General features: G+C 65.8%; 15 protein-coding genes and 1 pseudogene. 12 read left to right on the top strand and 4 right to left on the bottom strand.

Annotated features, from left to right (window positions below; all coding sequences use genetic code 11):
• Positions 1-44 precede the first annotated feature (44 nt).
• The gene (locus tag DCM79_RS06960; protein WP_257179236.1) at positions 45-905 is read right to left on the bottom strand and encodes a sulfite exporter TauE/SafE family protein; all 861 of its coding nucleotides are present in this window, start codon (positions 903-905) and stop codon (positions 45-47) included.
• A gap of 477 nt (positions 906-1,382) precedes the next feature.
• Here DCM79_RS06960 and sdhC point away from each other — a divergent pair, with 477 nt between their 5' ends.
• The 11 genes and pseudogenes from sdhC (at position 1,383) to DCM79_RS31825 (ending at position 13,668) form a co-directional block, all read left to right on the top strand.
• Positions 1,383-1,781 (top strand): succinate dehydrogenase, cytochrome b556 subunit, encoded by a 399-nt coding sequence (sdhC, locus tag DCM79_RS06955; protein WP_028133330.1) that lies wholly within the window; start codon positions 1,383-1,385, stop codon positions 1,779-1,781.
• Positions 1,778-2,194, top strand: a complete 417-nt coding sequence (gene sdhD, locus DCM79_RS06950; protein ID WP_257179235.1) for a succinate dehydrogenase, hydrophobic membrane anchor protein — start codon at positions 1,778-1,780, stop codon at positions 2,192-2,194. The genes sdhC and sdhD overlap by 4 nt, the downstream gene beginning before the upstream one ends.
• 4 nt (positions 2,195-2,198) lie before the next feature.
• Positions 2,199-4,034 carry a succinate dehydrogenase flavoprotein subunit gene (sdhA, locus tag DCM79_RS06945; RefSeq protein ID WP_257179234.1) on the top strand — a complete coding sequence of 612 codons (1,836 nt, stop codon included), beginning with the start codon at positions 2,199-2,201 and terminating at the stop codon, positions 4,032-4,034.
• 24 nt (positions 4,035-4,058) lie between these two features.
• Positions 4,059-4,841, top strand: a complete 783-nt coding sequence (locus DCM79_RS06940) for a succinate dehydrogenase iron-sulfur subunit (protein ID WP_257179233.1) — start codon at positions 4,059-4,061, stop codon at positions 4,839-4,841.
• Positions 4,842-5,029: 188 nt separating this feature from the next.
• On the top strand, positions 5,030-7,186 hold the full coding sequence (locus DCM79_RS06935) for a hybrid sensor histidine kinase/response regulator (protein ID WP_257179232.1): 2,157 nt from the start codon (positions 5,030-5,032) through the stop codon (positions 7,184-7,186).
• 54 nt (positions 7,187-7,240) lie between these two features.
• Positions 7,241-9,193 (top strand): ABC transporter ATP-binding protein/permease, encoded by a 1,953-nt coding sequence (locus DCM79_RS06930; protein WP_257179231.1) that lies wholly within the window; start codon positions 7,241-7,243, stop codon positions 9,191-9,193.
• 269 nt (positions 9,194-9,462) lie between these two features.
• Positions 9,463-10,287 (top strand): FkbM family methyltransferase, encoded by an 825-nt coding sequence (locus DCM79_RS06925; protein ID WP_257179230.1) that lies wholly within the window; start codon positions 9,463-9,465, stop codon positions 10,285-10,287.
• A 25-nt stretch (positions 10,288-10,312) separates the two neighbouring features.
• Positions 10,313-10,699, top strand: coding sequence for a VOC family protein (locus DCM79_RS06920; RefSeq protein WP_257179229.1), 387 nt, complete (start codon positions 10,313-10,315; stop codon positions 10,697-10,699).
• 65 nt (positions 10,700-10,764) lie between these two features.
• Positions 10,765-11,250: a pyridoxamine 5'-phosphate oxidase family protein gene (locus DCM79_RS06915; protein WP_257179228.1), complete on the top strand. Its 486-nt coding sequence runs from the start codon at positions 10,765-10,767 to the stop codon at positions 11,248-11,250.
• Positions 11,250-11,492 carry a hypothetical protein gene (locus DCM79_RS06910; protein ID WP_028133340.1) on the top strand — a complete coding sequence of 81 codons (243 nt, stop codon included), beginning with the start codon at positions 11,250-11,252 and terminating at the stop codon, positions 11,490-11,492. Before DCM79_RS06915 ends, DCM79_RS06910 begins: the two co-directional genes overlap by 1 nt.
• Positions 11,493-11,677: 185 nt before the next feature.
• A pseudogene (locus DCM79_RS31825) lies at positions 11,678-13,668 on the top strand (OmpA family protein).
• A gap of 81 nt (positions 13,669-13,749) precedes the next feature.
• Here DCM79_RS31825 and DCM79_RS06900 read toward each other — a convergent pair.
• Positions 13,750-14,706 carry a homocysteine S-methyltransferase family protein gene (locus DCM79_RS06900; protein ID WP_257179227.1) on the bottom strand — a complete coding sequence of 319 codons (957 nt, stop codon included), beginning with the start codon at positions 14,704-14,706 and terminating at the stop codon, positions 13,750-13,752.
• 231 nt (positions 14,707-14,937) lie between these two features.
• Here DCM79_RS06900 and DCM79_RS06895 point away from each other — a divergent pair, with 231 nt between their 5' ends.
• Entirely contained in the window at positions 14,938-15,558 is a 621-nt protein-coding gene (locus tag DCM79_RS06895; RefSeq protein ID WP_257179226.1) for a TetR/AcrR family transcriptional regulator, read from the top strand.
• A 9-nt stretch (positions 15,559-15,567) separates the two neighbouring features.
• Here the strand turns inward: DCM79_RS06895 and DCM79_RS06890 are convergent, their stop codons facing one another.
• On the bottom strand, positions 15,568-17,325 hold the full coding sequence (locus DCM79_RS06890) for an alkaline phosphatase (protein ID WP_257179225.1): 1,758 nt from the start codon (positions 17,323-17,325) through the stop codon (positions 15,568-15,570).
• Between the two features lie 214 nt (positions 17,326-17,539).
• Positions 17,540-18,877 carry an argininosuccinate synthase gene (argG, locus tag DCM79_RS06885; RefSeq protein ID WP_257179224.1) on the bottom strand — a complete coding sequence of 446 codons (1,338 nt, stop codon included), beginning with the start codon at positions 18,875-18,877 and terminating at the stop codon, positions 17,540-17,542.
• Positions 18,878-18,917: the final 40 nt, after the last annotated feature.

Below are 18,917 nucleotides of genomic sequence, written 5' to 3'. Positions count from 1 at the left end.
GCGGGGAATGACACTGAGTGCGTAGGGCGTAGCGCCCCGAACTATCACAGCCCGCCCAACAAGCTCAGCACGAACCGGCTGCCGACGATGAGCAGATAGCACCCGAACGCCACTTCCAGCCTGCGCTTCGACATCGCATGCGCCGCCCTCACGCCCAGCGGCGCGGTGACGAGGCTCATCGGCATCACCAAGACGGCGCCGATCAGCGAGACGTAACCGAGCGCGAACGGAACTTGCAGGGCTGCGATGGCCGGATAGGCCGCGGCCGCCGGCCAGCCGGCATAGATGTAGCCGATCGCGCCGGGAATCGAGATCAGCACCGCGAGCGCCGATGAGGTGGCAACCGCCTGATGGATCGGGCGGCCGTAAAAGGTCATCAGCAGGTTCGAGAACAGCCCGCCGCCGATGCCCATCAGCGTCGAGAGAATGCCGACGCAGAAGCCATAGGCACGCATCAACGGCCCCTCCGGCAGATCCTCGCCGAACCTCCAGCCTTCGCGCGCGAAGATCAGGCGCGCCGCCGCGGAATAGGCGACGGCAACGAAAACGATCTTGAACAGGCGCTCCGGCGCGTAGCGCGCGATCACGGCGCCGGCGGCGACGCCGATCACGATCGGCAGCCACCACCTGCGCAGGATCGTCATGTCGACGGCGCCGCGCCTGTAATGCGCCTGGAACGAACGGATCGAGGTCGGGATGATCACCGCGAGCGAGGTGCCGACGCAGAGCGGCATGCGCACCTCGAGCGGCACGCCGGCGATGCGGAAGCATTCGTAGAACACCGGCACCAGGATCGCACCGCCGCCGATGCCGAACACGCCGGCCAGGAATCCCGAAAGCGCGCCGGTTGCGATCAGCAACACCGCGAGCTCGACAAGCTCCTTGATATCGAGTCCTGCAATCACCCCTGACCTGCCCCGGCGACCTGGTCGCAGCGGCTCGGCTCAGAGGCTGCATCCGGGAGCATTAGGCGATCTGATTCCCGCGGTCGACACGCCGGGCTTGCCGGCTGGGGTGGAATGCAGGGGGCGCATATCCAGAACCGATCGCGCGGAGGACGCAGAATGGCATGCGGCTGCGGGCGGCACCCGGGCCGTCCAAGTTTGAACGGCATGTCCCGCTTAGATGCGTTCCAATAGTAATTTCAACGAACCTCGCTTCGCCCACAAAAAGTGGATTTTTATTCATTGCTTCGCTGGCGGACGCATGTGCTGGTATACCAAGGCCCTGATTGGCCTTGCATCATCAAGGCTCTAGAGCTGAACGAAGGTTCGATTTATGGCGATTTGGTGATTGCGCGGGCCAGATCGACTCCGTAAATAGAGCCGACCTTTCCGATCCCCGCGCGCCCCCTGTTGGGCCGCAACACAACATCAAAGCCCATGACCGCACGGATCGAACGACCGCTTTCGCCACACATGCAAGTCTACCGCTGGACGCTGACGATGGCGCTGTCCATCGTCCATCGCGCCACCGGCATCGCCCTTTACGTCGGAACGCTGCTGCTGGTCTGGTGGCTGGTCGCGGCGGCTTCCGGCCCGGCCGCCTATGCCCATGTCCAGGCCTTCGCCGGCAGCATCATCGGCCGGCTGATCGTGTTCGGCTACACTTGGGCGCTGATGCACCACATGCTCAGCGGTATCAGGCATTTCGTCTGGGACCTCGGCTACGGCTTCAAGGCCAATGAGCGGGAGGCGCTGACCTGGGGCGCGCTGATCGGCGGCATCGCGCTGACCGTGCTGGTCTGGATCATCGCCTATGCGATCGGAGGCGGACGATGAGCTTCGACGAATCCCACGGCTCTCCGAAGCGTCCCTCGATGCGGACCCCGCTCGGCCGCGTCCGCAATCTCGGCGCAGCGCATTCCGGCACCTCCGATTTCTGGCGCCAGCGCATCACCGGCGTCGCCATGACGCTGCTGATGATCCCGGTGCTGGTGATCATCATGATGCTGCTCGGCCGCAACCAGGTCGGCGCGGCGCAGATCCTCAGCTCGATTCCCGTCGCGGTGATCCTGCTGCTGTTCATCTTCGCCAGCACCTGGCACATGAAGATCGGCATGCAGGTGGTGATCGAGGACTACGTTCATAACGAGAAGCTGAAGCTCATCTCGATCATGCTCAACAACTTCTTCTCGGTCGCCGTGGCGCTCGCCTCGACCTACGCGATCCTGAAACTTTCCTCCGGAGTGTAAACCCATGGCCAATACAACGAATGGCTCGGGCAACGGCGCTCCCGCCACCAACGGCAAAGCCTATCCGATCGAAGACCACACCTACGACGTCGTCGTGGTCGGCGCCGGCGGCGCGGGCCTGCGCGCCGTCGTCGGCTGCAGCGAGGCCGGCCTGCGCACGGCCTGCATCACCAAGGTGTTTCCGACCCGCTCGCACACCGTCGCGGCGCAGGGCGGCATCTCCGCCTCGCTCGGCAACATGCACAAGGACGACTGGCGCTGGCACATGTACGACACCGTGAAGGGGTCGGACTGGCTGGGGGACCAGGACGCGATCGAATACATGGTGCGCAACGCGCCCGCGGCGGTCTACGAGCTCGAGCATTGGGGCGTGCCGTTTTCGCGCACCGAGGACGGCAAGATCTATCAGCGTCCGTTCGGCGGCATGACCATGGACTTCGGCAAGGGCCAGGCGCAGCGCACCTGCGCCGCTGCCGACCGTACCGGCCACGCCATGCTGCACACGATGTACGGCCAGTCGCTGCGCCACGCGGCCGAGTTCTTCATCGAGTTCTTCGCCATCGACCTGATCATGGACGACCAGGGCGCCTGCCGCGGCGTGATCGCGCTCAAGCTCGACGACGGCACGCTGCATCGCTTCCGCGCCCAAACCACGATCCTGGCCACCGGCGGCTATGGCCGCGTCTACGCCTCCTGCACCTCGGCCCATACCTGCACCGGCGACGGTGGCGGCATGGTGCTGCGTGCCGGCCTGCCGCTCCAGGACATGGAGTTCGTCCAGTTCCACCCGACCGGCATCTACGGCGCCGGCTGCCTCGTCACCGAAGGCGCGCGCGGCGAAGGCGGCTACCTCGTCAATTCCGAGGGCGAGCGCTTCATGGAGCGCTACGCGCCGTCGGCCAAGGACCTCGCCTCGCGCGACGTCGTCTCGCGCGCGATGACCATCGAGATCCGCGAGGGACGCGGCGTCGGCAAGAAGAAGGACCACATCTTCCTGCATCTCGACCATCTCGATCCCGCTGTGCTGGCCGAGCGGCTGCCCGGCATCTCCGAGTCCGCAAAGATCTTCGCAAATGTCGACGTGACGCGCGAGCCGATCCCGATCGTGCCGACCACGCACTACAACATGGGCGGCATTCCCACCAACTACCACGGCGAAGTGCTGACCAAGCGGGACGGCGACGACAATGCCGTGGTTCCCGGCCTGATGGCGCTGGGCGAAGCCGCCTGCGTCTCCGTGCACGGCGCCAACCGGCTCGGCTCCAACTCGCTGATCGACCTCGTCGTGTTCGGCCGCGCCGCGGCGCTGCGCTGCGCTGCGAAGCTGACGCCCAACGCCGAGCAGCCGGAACTGCCGGCGAACTCGGCGGAGAAGGCGCTCAGCCGTCTCGATCATTACCGCTACGCCTCCGGCGGCACCCCGACCGCGAAGCTGCGCGAAGGCATGCAGCACGTGATGCAGAACAATTGCGCGGTGTTCCGCACCGGCGAAGTGCTGAGCGAAGGCCAGAACCTGATCGCGAAGGTCCACAGCGGCATCACCGACATCGCGGTGTCCGATCGCTCGCTGGTGTGGAATTCCGACCTCGTCGAGACGCTGGAGTTCGACAACCTGATCGCGCAGGCGGTGGTGACGATGAACTCGGCCGCCAACCGCACCGAGAGCCGCGGCGCCCATGCCCGCGAGGACTTCTCCGAGCGCGACGACAAGAACTGGATGAAGCACACGCTGGCCTGGCTCGACGATGCCGGCAAGGTCCAGATCGACTACCGCCCGGTCCACGACTACACCATGACCAACGACGTGCAGTACATCCCGCCGAAGGCGCGTGTGTACTGAGCGAACAGCGAAGGCCTTATCGAAATGGTTGAATTCGCACTTCCGAAGAACTCCAAGATCACCGGCGGCAAGACCTGGCCGAAGCCCCCGGGCGCGACCGAGCTTCGCGAGTTTCGCGTCTATCGCTGGAATCCGGACGACGGCAAGAATCCGAGCGTCGACACCTATTACGTCGACACCAACGATTGCGGTCCGATGGTGCTGGACGGCCTGATCTGGATCAAGAACCACATCGACCCGTCGCTGACCTTCCGCCGCTCCTGCCGCGAAGGCGTCTGCGGCTCCTGCGCCATGAACATCGACGGCCAGAACACGCTGGCCTGCACCCGCTCGATGCACGACGTCAAGGACGGCGCGGTGAAGGTCAATCCGCTGCCGCACCAGCCGGTGGTGAAGGACCTCGTCCCCGACCTCACCAATTTCTACGCGCAATACGCCTCGGTCGAGCCGTGGCTGAAGACGTCCTCGCCGACGCCGCAGAAGGAATGGCGCCAGAGCCACGAGGACCGCGAGAAGCTCGACGGCCTCTACGAATGCATCCTCTGCGCCTGCTGCTCGACCTCGTGCCCGAGCTATTGGTGGAACAGCGAACGCTATCTCGGCCCCGCCGCGCTGCTCCAGGCCAACCGCTGGGTGTCCGATTCGCGGGACGAGGCGACCGGCGAGCGGCTCGACAATCTCGAGGATCCGTTCCGGCTCTATCGCTGCCACACCATCATGAACTGCGCCAAGGCCTGTCCGAAAGGCCTCAACCCTGCCGAAGCCATCGCCGAGCTCAAGCTCAAGATGGTCGAGCGCCAGGTCTGAAGACGACGTTCATGCTTCGCGTTCCGGCCGGACCGGCCGGGACGTTCCGAGATCGCGGTCAATTCGAGGAGAATCTTCTCCATCCGCCGCGCGCGCAAATATTTGGGACCACAACCACCGGTTCCCGCATTAGCTGCTTCCTTCCTCGCGCGAGATTCAGTTAAGCTTCCGTCAGGGACGGAGCGACTGTGCAGAGGGCGCAACGCAACTCGCTGAGGCTGTTGCAGTGGATGATGGCGGCATCCCTGGCGCTGCCGGTTGCGCTGTTCGTGATCGCGGCCAGCATCTCCTACAGCTCGACCAGGGCCATCGCCGACCGGGAGATCGAGCGCACGCTCGACGTCGCGCACGAGCACGCGCTCAAGGTGTTCGAGACCATCGACCGCAGCCTGGCCGAGCTCAACGAGGTGGTCCGCGGCCTGTCCGACGACACCATCCGCGCGCGCGAGCCGGCGCTGCACCGCCGCCTGAAGCGGCTGACCGACGCGCTGCCGCAGCTGAAATCGGCCTGGATCTTCGACGCGGACGGAAAGGCGCTGGTCAACAGCCTCGTCTCGCCGCCGCCGGAGCTGAGCTTCGCCGACCGCGACTATTTCTACGCCCATGTCGACCAGGCCATCGGCACGTTCATCGGCGCGGCGCTGACGCCGCGTCCGCCCTATCAAGGCGCGCGCTTCTTCGGGGTGAGCCGCCGGCGCGATTCCGACGACGGCCGTTTCATCGGGGTGATCCAGGCCTCGGTCCTCCCCGAATATTTCGAGAGCTTCTACGCCCGCATCGGATCGGATCCCGGCAGCTTCTTCGCGATGGGCCGCACCGATGGCGCGATGCTCACGCATGTCCCGCGGCTCGACCGCGACCTCAGGCTCGATCCGAGCGGACCGGTCGGCCGGGAGATCGCGGCGCGCCCCGAGCACGGCCTCATCACCATCGCCTGGCCGTCCGACGGGATCGAGCGTCGGATCGGCTACCGGCGCGTCGCGGAATACCCGATCTATGTCAGCGCCGGGCTCGAGACCTCGGCGATCCGCGCGCGCTGGCTGGCCACGATCGGCCAGCATCTGGTGTTCGGCCTTCCCGCTACCGCGCTGCTGTTTCTGCTGCTGGCGCTGGCGTTGCGGCGCACCCAGCAGATTCAGGCCGAAGCCGCCAAGCGGCGCGAGGCCGAGGAGGCGCTCAAGCACAGCCAGCGCCTGGAGGCGCTTGGACAGCTCACCGGCGGCGTCGCGCACGATTTCAACAATCTGCTGACGGTGATCCGCGCCTCCGTCGACTTGCTGAACCGGCCGCAGCTGACGGAGGAGCGCCGCCAGCGCTACATCACGGCCATTGCGGATGCGGTGGCCCGCGCGGCCAAGCTGACCTCGCAGCTGCTCGCCTTTGCGCGGCGTCAGACCCTGAAGCCGGAGGTGTTCGACGTCGGCGAACGGATGCAGTCGCTGCGCGACATGCTGGCGCCCCTGCTGGGACCGGCCATCGAGGTCGCCATGCGCCTGCCCACCGAGCCCTGCCTCGTCCGTGCCGATGCCGGCCAGTTCGAGACGGCGCTGATCAACATGGCAACCAACGCGCGCGACGCCATGCAGGGCAAGGGCAGGATCACCTTCAAGGTCGAGCCCACGACCGCCATTCCGGACACGCTGACCGGCCAGAACTTGGGCGGCCAGAGCTCGGCCAACCATGGCTTCGTCAGCGTGACCGTCAGCGACACCGGCATCGGCATTCCCGCCGCCCGATTGGGGCGCATCTTCGAGCCGTTCTTCACCACCAAGCAGGTCGGTCACGGCACCGGCCTTGGCCTGTCCCAGGTGTTCGGCTTCGCCCGGCAATCCGGCGGCGAGGTGACGGTCACGAGCGAGGTGGGACACGGCAGCACCTTCTCGCTCTATCTGCCGCGCGTGCCACCCGAGCTGCTGCCGCAGCGGCAGGCGCCCAACACGGCGCCGGCGGTGGCTGGCAGCGGCATGTCGGTGCTGGTGGTCGAGGACAATATCGAGCTGGCCAATTTCGCCGCCGATGGCCTCACCGAGCTCGGCTACAGCATCACGCTGGTCGACAATGCAACCGATGCGCTCGCGGAGCTCGTCCTTGATGCGGACCGCTTCGACGTCGTGTTCTCGGACGTGGTGATGCCGGGGATGACCGGGCTCGATCTGGCGCAGGCCATCTGCGACCGCGGCATCGACGTGCCGGTCGTGCTGACCACGGGCTACAGCCAGGCTCTGTCGCAAGAGGGCGCGGCCGGCTTCGATCTGGTGCAAAAGCCCTATTCGATCGAGGAATTGTCGCGCGTTCTGCATCGCGCGGCCCGAATCCGGCGCGTGCGGGACGGCGCCGCCGAATAGATCGCCCCTGGGGAACCCGAGGGAACCGATTGATTTGTCTCGCGTTGTCCGCGCATGAACAAGCCGGCCGCCAAGCGCGAACAGCACAAGCCGCCGATCGTCGGGATCAAGGGCGAGAACGGCGACGAGGTCGAACCGCCGCCGCCGGAGCTGCTTGAGCCCGATCCGGAGCTCTCCCCCGAGGAGGCCGAGCAGGCCCGCAAGGATTATCTGCTGACGCGGTTCTGGATCAGTGCGCGCGGCTTCTGGGGACGCAGCGGCGATCGCCTCGCTTGGCCGTTCTCGATCGGCCTCGGCCTCTTGATCGTTCTCACCGTCGGCTTCCAGTACGGCATCAATGTCTGGAACCGCGCGATCTTCGATGCGATCGAGAAGCGCGATGCGGGATCCGTCTTCCATCTCACCGCGGTGTTCTTTCCGCTCGCGATCGGCAGCATCGTGCTCGGCGTCGCGCAGGTGTTCGCGCGGATGGGCATCCAGCGGCGCTGGCGGGCCTGGCTGACGGCGAGTGTGCTGACGCGGTGGCTCGCCAACGGACGCTATTACCAGCTCAACCTGGTCAGCGGCGATCACCAAAACCCCGAATACCGGATCGCGGAAGATCTGCGCATCGCCACCGACTCCCCGGTCGATTTCCTCGCCGGCGTCACCTCGGCGCTGCTGTCGGCGGCGACCTTCATCGTCGTGCTCTGGACCATCGGCGGCGCGCTCACCGTCACGCTCGGCGGCACGAGCATCACCATTCCGGGCTTCCTCGTGATCGCCGCGATGCTCTATGCCGCAATCGCCTCGAGCTCCATCCTGGTGATCGGCCGCCGCTTCGTGCAGGTGTCCGAGGACAAGAACCAGGCCGAAGCCGATTTCCGCTACACGCTAACGCGCGTGCGCGAGAATGGGGAGAGCATCGCGCTGCTCGGCGGCGAGGAGGAGGAGCGCGACGGCATCGACCGCAACTTCACCAGCGTGATCCGGCAATGGGCGCGGCTCGCGGGCCAGCATATGCGCACCACGCTGGTGTCGCAGGGCTCGAGCCTCGTTGCGCCCGTGGTCCCTCTCCTGCTCTGCGCGCCGAAATTCCTCGACGGCAGCATGACACTGGGGCAGGTGATGCAGGCGGCCTCCGCCTTCACCATCGTGCAGAGCGCGTTCGGCTGGCTGGTCGACAATTATCCGCGCCTCGCCGACTGGAACGCCTGCGCGCGCCGCATCGCCTCGCTTATGATGTCGCTCGACGGCCTCGAGCGCGCCGAGCAGGGCGATGGTCTCGGCCGCATCAAGCGCGGCGAGACGCGCAACGACGCCATGCTCGAGATGAAGGATCTCTCGGTCACGCTCGATGACGGCACTGCGGTGGTTGGCGAGACCGAAGTGGTGATCGAGCCCGGCGAGCGGCTGCTGGTGGCCGGCGAATCCGGCACCGGCAAGAGCACGCTGGTGCGTGCCATCGCCGGCCTCTGGCCCTGGGGCGGCGGCAGCGTGAATTTTCATCCCGACCGGCGGCTGTTCATGCTGCCGCAGCGGCCTTACGTGCCCTCGGGATCGCTGCGCCGCGCGGTCGCCTATCCCGGCGCCGCCGACCACTGGACCGTGGACGAGATCGGCGACGCCCTGCACAAGGTCGGGCTCGATCATCTCAAGGAGAAGATCGAGGAGGAAGGTCCTTGGGACCAAACGCTGTCGGGCGGCGAGAAGCAGCGCCTCGCCTTCGCGCGGCTCCTGCTGCACAACCCCGACATCGTCGTGCTCGACGAGGCGACCTCGGCGCTCGACGAAAAGAGCCAGGACAAGATGATGAAGATGGTCACCGACGAGCTGCCGAAGGCGACCATCGTCAGCGTCGCGCATCGCGCCGAGCTGGAAGCCTTCCACAGCCGCAAGATCGTGCTGGAGCGGCGCAAGGGCGGCGCCAAGCTCGTCAGCGACATTGCCCTGATCCCGCGCAAGGGCAAGCGCCGGCTGCTCGGCCGATTCCTGCGGCAGCGGAAAGCGCCGAAGAAGGCGGCGTAGCACAATTTCTCCGTCATCCGGGACAAGCGCGCTATAAGCACGCGGATCCGGGAGCCATACCCATAGCGAGAAATCTGGCGAAGACTCGGAGTGGCATCTCGCGTCAAACTCCGCCCTGTGGTTATGGGTCCCCGCCTTCGCGGGGACGACACCGAGTTTGTAGCGCGCTGTGCGCCTCGGGACGGCACCGCGGTTGTGGCTTGCATCGAGCGTTGGAGTCCTCCTCAAAACCGGCTATGCATGCGCCGCCTGCAATGAGGATCTGCTGCTTGACGACCGACAACATTCCTTCGTCCGCGCCGTTCGGCGCGTTTGCGCCGAACGCGGCGCAGGCCGCGATTATCCGCCTCGCGACGCAATCGGGGCTGAAGCGCGGCGCATTCCGCCCGTGGATGTCGCGGCTGGTCAACCTGCTGCGCAGCGGCCCCGTCGATGTGCAATATCAGGGCGCCTCGTTCCGGCTCTATCATCAGGGCAGCGCGACCGAGCGCGGCGCATTGTTCAATCCCGATTACAATCTCGACGAGCTCGATTTCCTGCGCCAGCACACCCCTTCGGGCGGCACCTTCGTCGACGTCGGCGCCAATGTCGGCACATTTGCCCTGGTGATGGCGCGACAGGTCGGCAGCACGGGCAAGGTGATCGCGATCGAGCCGCATCCGCTGACGTTTGGACGGCTCTCCTTCAACCAAGCCGCATCGAAGGCTGCGCAGGTGCGCCTGGTGCAGGCCGCGGCCGGCGACAGCGACGGCGAGTTGATGATCGAGAGCGGCGGCGGCAATCTCGGCGCCACCCATGTCGTCACCGGCACCGCCGGCGCCGACGCGATCAAGGTGCCGTCGCTGCGGCTGACGCGCATCCTCGACGAGGCCGGCGTCACCCAGATCGATTCGCTCAAGATCGACGTCGAGGGCTTTGAAGACCGCGTGCTGATCGGCTTCTTCCGCGACGCGCCGCCGTCGCTGTGGCCGCGAGCGGTGGTGATCGAGCACCTGTCGCAAGACGAATGGCAGCAGGATTGTATCGCCGACATGGTCGCGCGCGGCTTTGCGATCGTGCGCAAGACACGAAGCAATACGTTCCTGTCACGCTGACGAGAAACGAACAACGGAGCTAGCGATGATCGACCATTTGGGTTTTTCCGTCTCCGATTACGAACGCGCGAAGGCGTTCTACACCAAGGCGCTGGCGCCGCTCGGCTACGGCCTGATCATGGAAGTGACGGCCGAGCAGACCGGGCACGCTGCGGCCGCGGGCTTCGGCGCCGACGGCAAGCCCGACTTCTGGTTCGGCGCGGAAGGCGCCATGAACAAGCCCGTGCATATCGCCATTCGTGCTGACGACCGCGCCACGGTCGACGCGTTCTACAAGGCGGCGATCGCGGCCGGCGGACGCGACAATGGCCCACCCGGCATCCGCCCGCATTACCACCCGAGCTATTATGGCGCCTTCGTGCTCGACCCTGACGGCCACAATATCGAGGCGGTCTGCCACGCGCCGGAATAGCCAGGTTCCTGCCGGAACCTCGTATCTCGCGGGCCGTTATCGTTGCTTGCAACAAGGAGCACGACATGGCCAACGACAATGACCGCGACATCGATCGCGCCTGGGATCTGATGAAGAAGATCGGGTTTGCGATGCTGGTGACGCGCGACGGCGACAAGCTGCGCGCGCGACCGATGAGCGCTCATCTCGACCGCGAGGCGAACACGATTTTCTTCCTCACCGACGCACGTCGCCACAAGGACGAGGAGATCGCACGCAATCCCTCGATCAACCTGTCGTTCGCGGATGCCGGCAGTCAGAAATATGTCTCGCTGACCGGTACGGCCGTCGTCTCCAACGATCGTGCGAAGATCAAGGAGCTGTTCTCGACGCCGGCGAAAGCATGGTGGGACAGTGCCGAGGACCCCAACATCCGCGTGCTCAAGGTGACGCCCGACGACGCCGAGTTCTGGGATTCGCCAGGCACTGTGATCTCTTACGTGAAGATGGCTGCGGCGGCGGTGACGAACACGCGGCCCGACATCGGAGAGAACCGCAAGGTCACGATGTGATGCCGATCGAGCCGCCCGAGATTCCACCCTCGACACCGGGCACGCCAACCGAGCCGCCGCCGGGAATTCCGCCCGGCAATCCGGAGCCCGAAATCGCGCCGCCGGTGCGCGAGCCCGGCGAATCCCCGCGGCCCGACGAATTGCCCGGCCGCATGCCTGAAGAGATTCCATCGCGCGGGCCGAACGGCCCGCTCACGCCCAATCCTGCGACGGATGCAAGTTCGCCGCAGGATCGCGCATGAGGCGGCATCGCATGTGTGGCGATTGCAACCTGCGTCTGAATGCGCAATGAACGTCATCATAATGAGTCGATTTTCGTGCAGAAATAAATCGGGCCGCGACCGCTTCGCCCGCCACAATCCGGCCTAACGCGTAGCCGTTCATCGAACACACTTCGTCAAAGAACCTTCCGGGGAAGTTCGCCACCATGACCAATCTTCGTTTCGTGCTGCTTGCGACGACGGCTCTGACCGCGATGCAATTCGCAAGCTCTGCATCGCAGGCGCAAAGTGCGCCGCCGCTCGTGCTCGCGCAGGCCCAGCCGCAAGACACGGGCCCTGACGGAAAACCGAAGCAGCCGCCGAAGGGACCGCCAGCAGCGCGCCGTTGACCGAGCCGATCCGCCAATTCCTGAACATGCCGCTTCCCGCTTCGCCTGCCGTTCGCCTTCAATCGAAGGCTTTGCGGGGAGCTAACGCGCATCAGACTGTGGCGGCGGCTGCAGCACCCACGCCGCCGCCTCCGGCACCGTCCGGCGCGCGCCCCGCTCCGACTCCCCCGGCTCCGCCTCCCGCAGCAGCTCCTCAGAGCCGTCCTGCGCCGGCACCGACGGCGACACCTTCTCCTGCGCCGGCAGCGCCGGGCGCACGACCGGGAGCGCCGGCGCCGGCTGCCACTCCTGCTCCGACGACAACACCCGCGCCGACCACAACACCGGCGCCGACCGCGACGCCGGCTCCGGGCAGCACGCCTGGTGCGGCACCGGCCGGCCGCCCCGGCACGCCGCCGCCCGGTCGTCCCGGCGCGCCTCCTCCGGCAGGATCACCGGCTCCCGGTGCCACGCCCGCGCCGACAGCGACGCCTTCTCCAGGTGCTACGCCGACGCCCCCGCCCGGGCGCCCGGGTGCAGCACCGACACCCGCGCCCGGCGCGACCCCGGCACCGACTGCGACGCCGACCCCCGGCCAACAAGGCGCAACGCCTCCTGCTGGTGCGCCGGCTGCCGGAACTCCGCCCGCAGCACCGCAAGCTGGCACCCTGCCGCGACCGCCTGCACCTCCCGCCGGCGCCGCGGCACCGACGGTCGTCCCCGGCACGCCGGCCGCTGCCCCGCCGCCCGACAGGGCGCAGTACAGACCGCCGACGGTTGCGCCGGCTTTCCGAGCCGCGCCGACGGTCGCCGCGCCCTTGCCGCCGCCGCCGCGTCCGCCGCAGCGTGACCTGACGCCGCTCGCGATCGGTGCAGGCGTGGTGGCCGGCGCCGTCATCGGCGCCACCATCGCCGACCTCCACAACCAGCGACGCGAGACCATCGAAGGCGGCCGCACCGTCTACACCGAGCCGGACCGCATCATCATCCGCGATCCGGGCGGCCAGGCCTATGTCCGCGGCAACGATCTCTATCGCTTCCGCTATGGCGCTCGCGACATCCGCACCGACACGGTCGGCGGGGAAACCCGCACGGTCGTGATTCGTCCTGACGGCAGCGAGATCATCACCATCGTCGGTGCCGACGGCCGGCTGATGCGGCGCATCCGCAGGGATCCCCGCGGGCGCGAGCTCATCATCATCGACAACACCTACCGCGATCCGCGGGCGGTCGGCGGCTTCTATGTCGACGTGCCTCCGCCGGTCGTGAACATCCCCTACGATCGCTACATCGTCGACGCCCAGGAAGCGTCACCTGATGTCATCTACCAGACCATGGTGGCGCCGCCGGTGCAGCGGATCGATCGGCGTTATTCGCTCGACGAGATCCGCTACAGTCCGAATGTTCGCATGCAGATGCCGAGCATCGACGTCAACACGATCATCTTCGAGACGGGATCGTGGACCATCCCGCCGGACCAGGCGGCCCGGCTGCAGGTGATCGCCGACGGCCTCAACCAGGCGATCCAGCGCAATCCGCGCGAGGTCTTCCTGATCGAGGGACACACCGACGCGGTCGGCAACGAGGTCGACAATCTGTCGCTGTCTGACCGTCGTGCGCAAGCCGCGGCCGAACTGCTGACGCAGCAGTTCGGTGTGCCCGCCGAGAACCTGACGTCGCAGGGCTACGGCGAGCAGTACCTGAAGGAGCAGACGCAGGGGCCGAGCGCGATCAACCGTCGCGTCACGATCCGCAACATCACGCCGCTGCTCAACGGCGGCCAAGCCTCGCTGCCGCCGCCCCCGCCCGGCACCGCGCCGCCGCGGTAACGGTACACAAAAATGCAAAATGGCCGGGAGCGATCCCGGCCGTTTCTCTCACATCACGTCTTTCATATTACGTCTTGCACATCACGCCGTCATCGCTTCTGACGGCAGGCAGGCCTCGCAGACGGCGGCAACATGCCGGTGGTCAGTGCCGCAACAGCCGCCGAGAATGCGCATGCCGGGAAACGCGCGCCTGAGCGAGAGGTAGCGGCGGCCGAGATCGACGGGGTCGCCGCTGTCGAGCGTCTCCGACTCGTCGAGCTCGGCATGGCTCTTGGCCGACGCATTGGCCCTGATGCCGTGGATGCGCTGGACCCACGCTTCGCCGCTCGCGAGCGCACTCTCGAAATGGCTCGGGTGCGCACAATTGATCAGGAAGTATTCGCAGGCACGTTCGGTTGCCTCGTCGACCGCTTCGATCGCCTCGCGCAATGACTCTCCCCTGACGAGGCGGCCATCGGTCTCGACCGTGAAGGAGATCGCGACCGGAATCTCCTGCGTCTTGGCTGCGCGCACCACGCCAATCGTTTCGTTGATGCTGTTCAGCGTGAACGCGGTCACCATGTAGGCGCCTGCCTCGGCGAAGGCCGCGATCTGGCCTGAGTGGTAGGCTTCCGCCTCCGCCGCGTCCATGTTGCCGGCCTTGTAGCCGTCGCCGCGCGGACCGATTGCACCGTTGATGACGCAGGGCGTGCCGGGGGATTCCCAGGCGCCGCGCAATTCGTCGAGGAAGCGGATGGCGCGCTTGTTGATGGCATCGAGCGCGGCCGCATCATAACCGAGCTTGGCACCCCAATCCGGGTTGGCGCGCCAGGTCGGAGTGTCGAGCACGAAGCCGAGCCCATGCTGCCGGGCGATGCGCAGATAAGATTCGTAGTAGCGCTTCAAATGCCCGCGGCCATCCGCGCTGTCGAGCAGCACGAAGGCCGCGAAATGGGGCAGTTCCAGCCCCTCGTGAAAGATCAGGGAGGTTTCCATGCCGCCGTCGGTCAGGAAAATGCCGCCGCCATGTTGCGGCAGACCATGTCTATATCTGGTCATTGATCGCTCCATCATTTGGACCGGCCCGCTCTCTTCATTCGGTCGCGCCATGCCCGTCTTTGGTCTAGGCATTTGGTGCCGCATAATGTCGCGTCGCTCTAGAAGCCCCGTGGTGCGGCTGAACCGCCACCCGCAAGCAGAGACAAATCAAAGACTTGCCTAGTCCATTCGGAGTGGCCGTCGGCCGTCGGCGGCAAATTCTGCACCGCCGGTACGGTTTTGGAGAGATCGATGGGAAAAGGAGAAGCGACGCGCGAGCGCATTCTCGAGATCGCGGAAGCGGCAGTGCTCGCAAAGGGCTTCGGCGCGACTTCGATCGACGAGGTCATCGCCGAGGCTGGACTGACCAAGAGCGGCTTCTTCTATCATTTCAGAGACAAGAACGCCCTCGCACGGGAGATGCTGCGCCGCTACGTGGAGACGAACGATCGCTTGTTCGACGAGATCTTCAGGCGCGGGCGCGAGCTCTCGGACGACCCGCTGCAATCGTTCCTGATTTCGCTGAAACTGCTTGCCGAAGTGATGGCCGACCTGCCGAACGGCCATCCCGGCTGCCTGATCGCCAGCATCTGCTATCAGGAGCGCTTGTTCGACCGCGAGGTCCGCGACCTGACCGCGCAATCGGTCCGGGGCTGGAATGCGCACTTCCGCGCGATCCTCGACGGCATCGCCGCCGCTTATCCGCCCCGCGAGCCGGTCGATCTCGACGATCTCGCGGAGATGATCTCGTGCGTGGTGGATGGTGCGATCATCATGTCGAAGACTCTCAACGACCCGAAGCGGCTGGAGCGGCAGATTCTGCTGTTCCGCAGCTTTGTGAAGCTGATCTTCACGCCGCCGCCTGCTCCGTGAACCGATGCATCATTGCCCCGCAGCCAAGCCCAGCGCGTCGACCATGACACGAAAGACCTCGGTGTTGTCCATCGAGCCGTGCACGCGCTCACTGCCTGGACCGGTCGCTGTCAGGATAACGTCCTCGCCCGAGTGCACGCTGGCGCCGATCATCGCCGACAGATTGCCGGGCCGGAGCACGGCGCCTGGGACGTCCCTATATTTGTCGTTGGCCTTGAAGGTCCCGTCACCGCCGGCCTTGACGGTCGGCTCATTGGGATCGTCGAGCTTCGGGCGGAACGTCTCGTAGTGATCCGGCAGGCTGGCCGAGAAGATGGCGAGCCGCCGGCTCACGTCGACGCGCGCCGGATAACCTTCCGCATCAGGAGCCGGATAGTTGGGAAATCCGGCTTGATCGTAGACGCCGACGCGCTCGCGCAGCGCTACGTTGGGCGTCGTGCCCATGTCGTCATTCACCGTGCCGACGAGACTGTTGGGGTGATTGTGGTCAGCGAGCACCAGGATAAGAGTGTCGTCGCCGCGCGCCTGCGCCCATTCGCGCGTCTGGCGTACCGCGTTGTCGAGCATGATCGTGTCGTAGACGGCCCGCTCCATGTCGAGCAGATGCGCGTATTTGTCGATCATGCCGGATTCGACCATCAGGAAGAAACCGGCCTCGTTGCGCGATAGCAGCTTGAGCGCGGCCTGCACCTGCTCGGTCAGGTCGGGCTGCTCGGGGAATTTCTTGACGCCGCCGCCCTTCAGGAATTTGCGGTCCAGCGCACCGTCCATGTTTCCCGTGGCGAACAGGCCGAGCAGCTTGCCGGTCTCCGGTTTTGCCGAGAGAGCACCGAGCTCACCCGCGGTGGTCGCCACCTGATAATCTGCATCGCGGAACTTGGCGATGTAGTCGGTCTCGTCCTTGCGTTTCGAGCCTGCGGCCGACTTCGGCATGAAGTTCGCACTACCCCCGCCCATCAGCACATCCGGTTTCGCCGCGAAAAACTGCTCCACGATCTCGTCATAGGCGGCGCGCCGGCGTGTATGCGCGACCATTGCCGCCGGCGTCGCGTCTTCGACCTCGGTGTTGGTGACGACGCCGATCGCCATGCCGAGCCGCCGTTTGGCGAGGCTGGTGATGGTTTCGACCCGGGGATCGTCGAACGGGCTTGCGCTGCGATCCGCATAGACGCCCATGGCGTTGACGGCGCTCTTGTGCCCGGTCGCATAGGCGCTGGCCGAGTTCGCGGAATCGGTGATGATCGAATCCGAGCCTGCGGTCGCCACCAGCGCCATATGGGGCATGTCGTCGATGGCGAGCTTGCCGCGGCTCTTGCCCTCCGAAATTCCCTTGGACAGGATTCGCGCGGCAACACGATGCGCCGGCGACATGCCATCGCCGATGAACAGGATGACGTTCTTGGCCTTGCGCAGACCGGTATCGTAGACCGTCCATGTGATGCTGCGCTGGCGCGTGCCGTCGTTCACCTCAACGGTCACGCTGCCCGGCTTGGGCAGCGTGACATCGCGCAGGACCAGGGCCGACTGATCCTTGCCATTCTCGCGGTCGATGAAGGTCCCGGCGCGGCCGAACGCGGTCGCATAGTCCGTGCCGTTCACAGTGATCTTCAACTTGGCCGGATCAACCAGTCCGGGGAATTCGACCTTGAAGTCGAATCGCGCTCCGGCCAGAACCTCGGCGCGATCGATCGGATAGACCGTCTGTGCCGACAGTGACGATGTCCAACAGAGCACAATGAGAGAAGCGAGTACCGATATCCTGACCATGCGCAATGCTCCGCAATCCCGATTCGATAGGAAGCGTAACGATCGAGAATGACACCCTCATTAAGCTCGTTGGCTCCATCCGAGCTACGAGCAATCGTAGGGTGAGCAAAGCGGAGCGTGCCCACGTATTTTTGCGACCGAGAGAGATGGTGGGCACGGCGCTGGGGCGCCTTTGCCCACCCTACGACTTTGCCTACCTACGACAGTGAGAACCTCAACCCTTGTCGCTCTCGAGCCGGAAGATCTGCGAGCCTTCGCTGCCGGAGAGCAGGCCGGTCTTCGAATAGAGGCCGAGCTTGGTGCGGGTGTCGGCGATGTCGAGGTTGCGCATGGTGAGCTGGCCGATGCGGTCGGCGGGCGTGAACGCGGCGTCCTCGACCTTCTCCATGCTGAGCCTTTCAGGCGCATAGGTGAGGTTCGGGCTTTCGGTGTTGAGGATCGAATAGTCGTTGCCGCGGCGCAATTCGAGCGTGACCTCGCCGGTGACCGCGCGCGCGACCCAGCGCTGCGCGGTCTCGCGCAGCATCAATGCCTGGGAGTCGAACCAGCGGCCCTGATAGAGCAGGCGGCCCAGACGCATGCCGCTGATACGGTATTGCTCGATGGTGTCCTCGTTGTGGATGCCGGTGACGAGGCGCTCATAGGCGATGTGCAGCAGCGCCATGCCCGGCGCCTCGTAGATGCCCCGGCTCTTCGCTTCGATGATGCGGTTCTCGATCTGGTCGCTCATGCCGAGGCCGTGCCGGCCGCCGATGGCGTTGGCTTCCAGGAACAGCGCGACGGGATCGGCGAAGGTCTGGCCGTTCAGCGCCGTGGGCTGGCCTTCCTCGAAACGCACCACGACCTTCTCGGCCTTCACGGCGCAATCGTCGCGCCAGAACGGCACGCCCATGATCGGGTTGACGATCTTGATGCCGCTGTCGAGGCTTTCGAGATCCTTGGCCTCGTGGGTGGCGCCGAGCAGGTTGCTGTCGGTGGAATACGCCTTCTCGGCGCTCATCTTGTAGGCGAAGCCCTGCGCGGTCATGAAGGCCGACATCTCGGCGCGGCCGCCGAGCTCGTCAATGAACTGCTGGTCGAGCCAGGGCTTGTAGATCTTCAGGCCGGGATTGGTGAGCAGGCCGTAGCGGTAGAAGCGCTCGATGTCGTTGCCCTTGAAGGTCGAGCCGTCGCCCCAGATGTTGACGCCGTCCTCCTTCATCGCCGCAACCAGCATCGTGCCGGTCACCGCGCGCCCCAGCGGCGTGGTGTTGAAATAGGTGATGCCGCCGGTCGAGATGTGGAAGGCGCCGGACTGGATCGCGGCGATGCCTTCGTGCACCAGCTGCGTGCGGCAGTCGACCAGGCGCGCCTTCTCGGCGCCGAACTCCATCGCCTTGCGCGGGATCTCGTTGTAATCGGCCTCATCAGGCTGGCCGAGATTGGCGGTGTAGGCGTAGCAGCGCGCGCCCTTCTGCTTCATCCAGAGCAGCGCCGCGGAGGTGTCGAGGCCACCCGAAAAAGCGATGCCGACTTTCTCACCCTTGGGCAGGCTTTTCAGGATCGTGGTCATGGGGCTTCCAATCGGATCTCAAGGGGCTGATGGAGGGTTC

Origin of the sequence: Bradyrhizobium sp. WBOS07, from assembly GCF_024585165.1 — a bacterium.
Classification (GTDB): domain Bacteria; phylum Pseudomonadota; class Alphaproteobacteria; order Rhizobiales; family Xanthobacteraceae; genus Bradyrhizobium; species Bradyrhizobium japonicum_B.
This window is presented reverse-complemented; position numbering and strand designations above follow the sequence as displayed.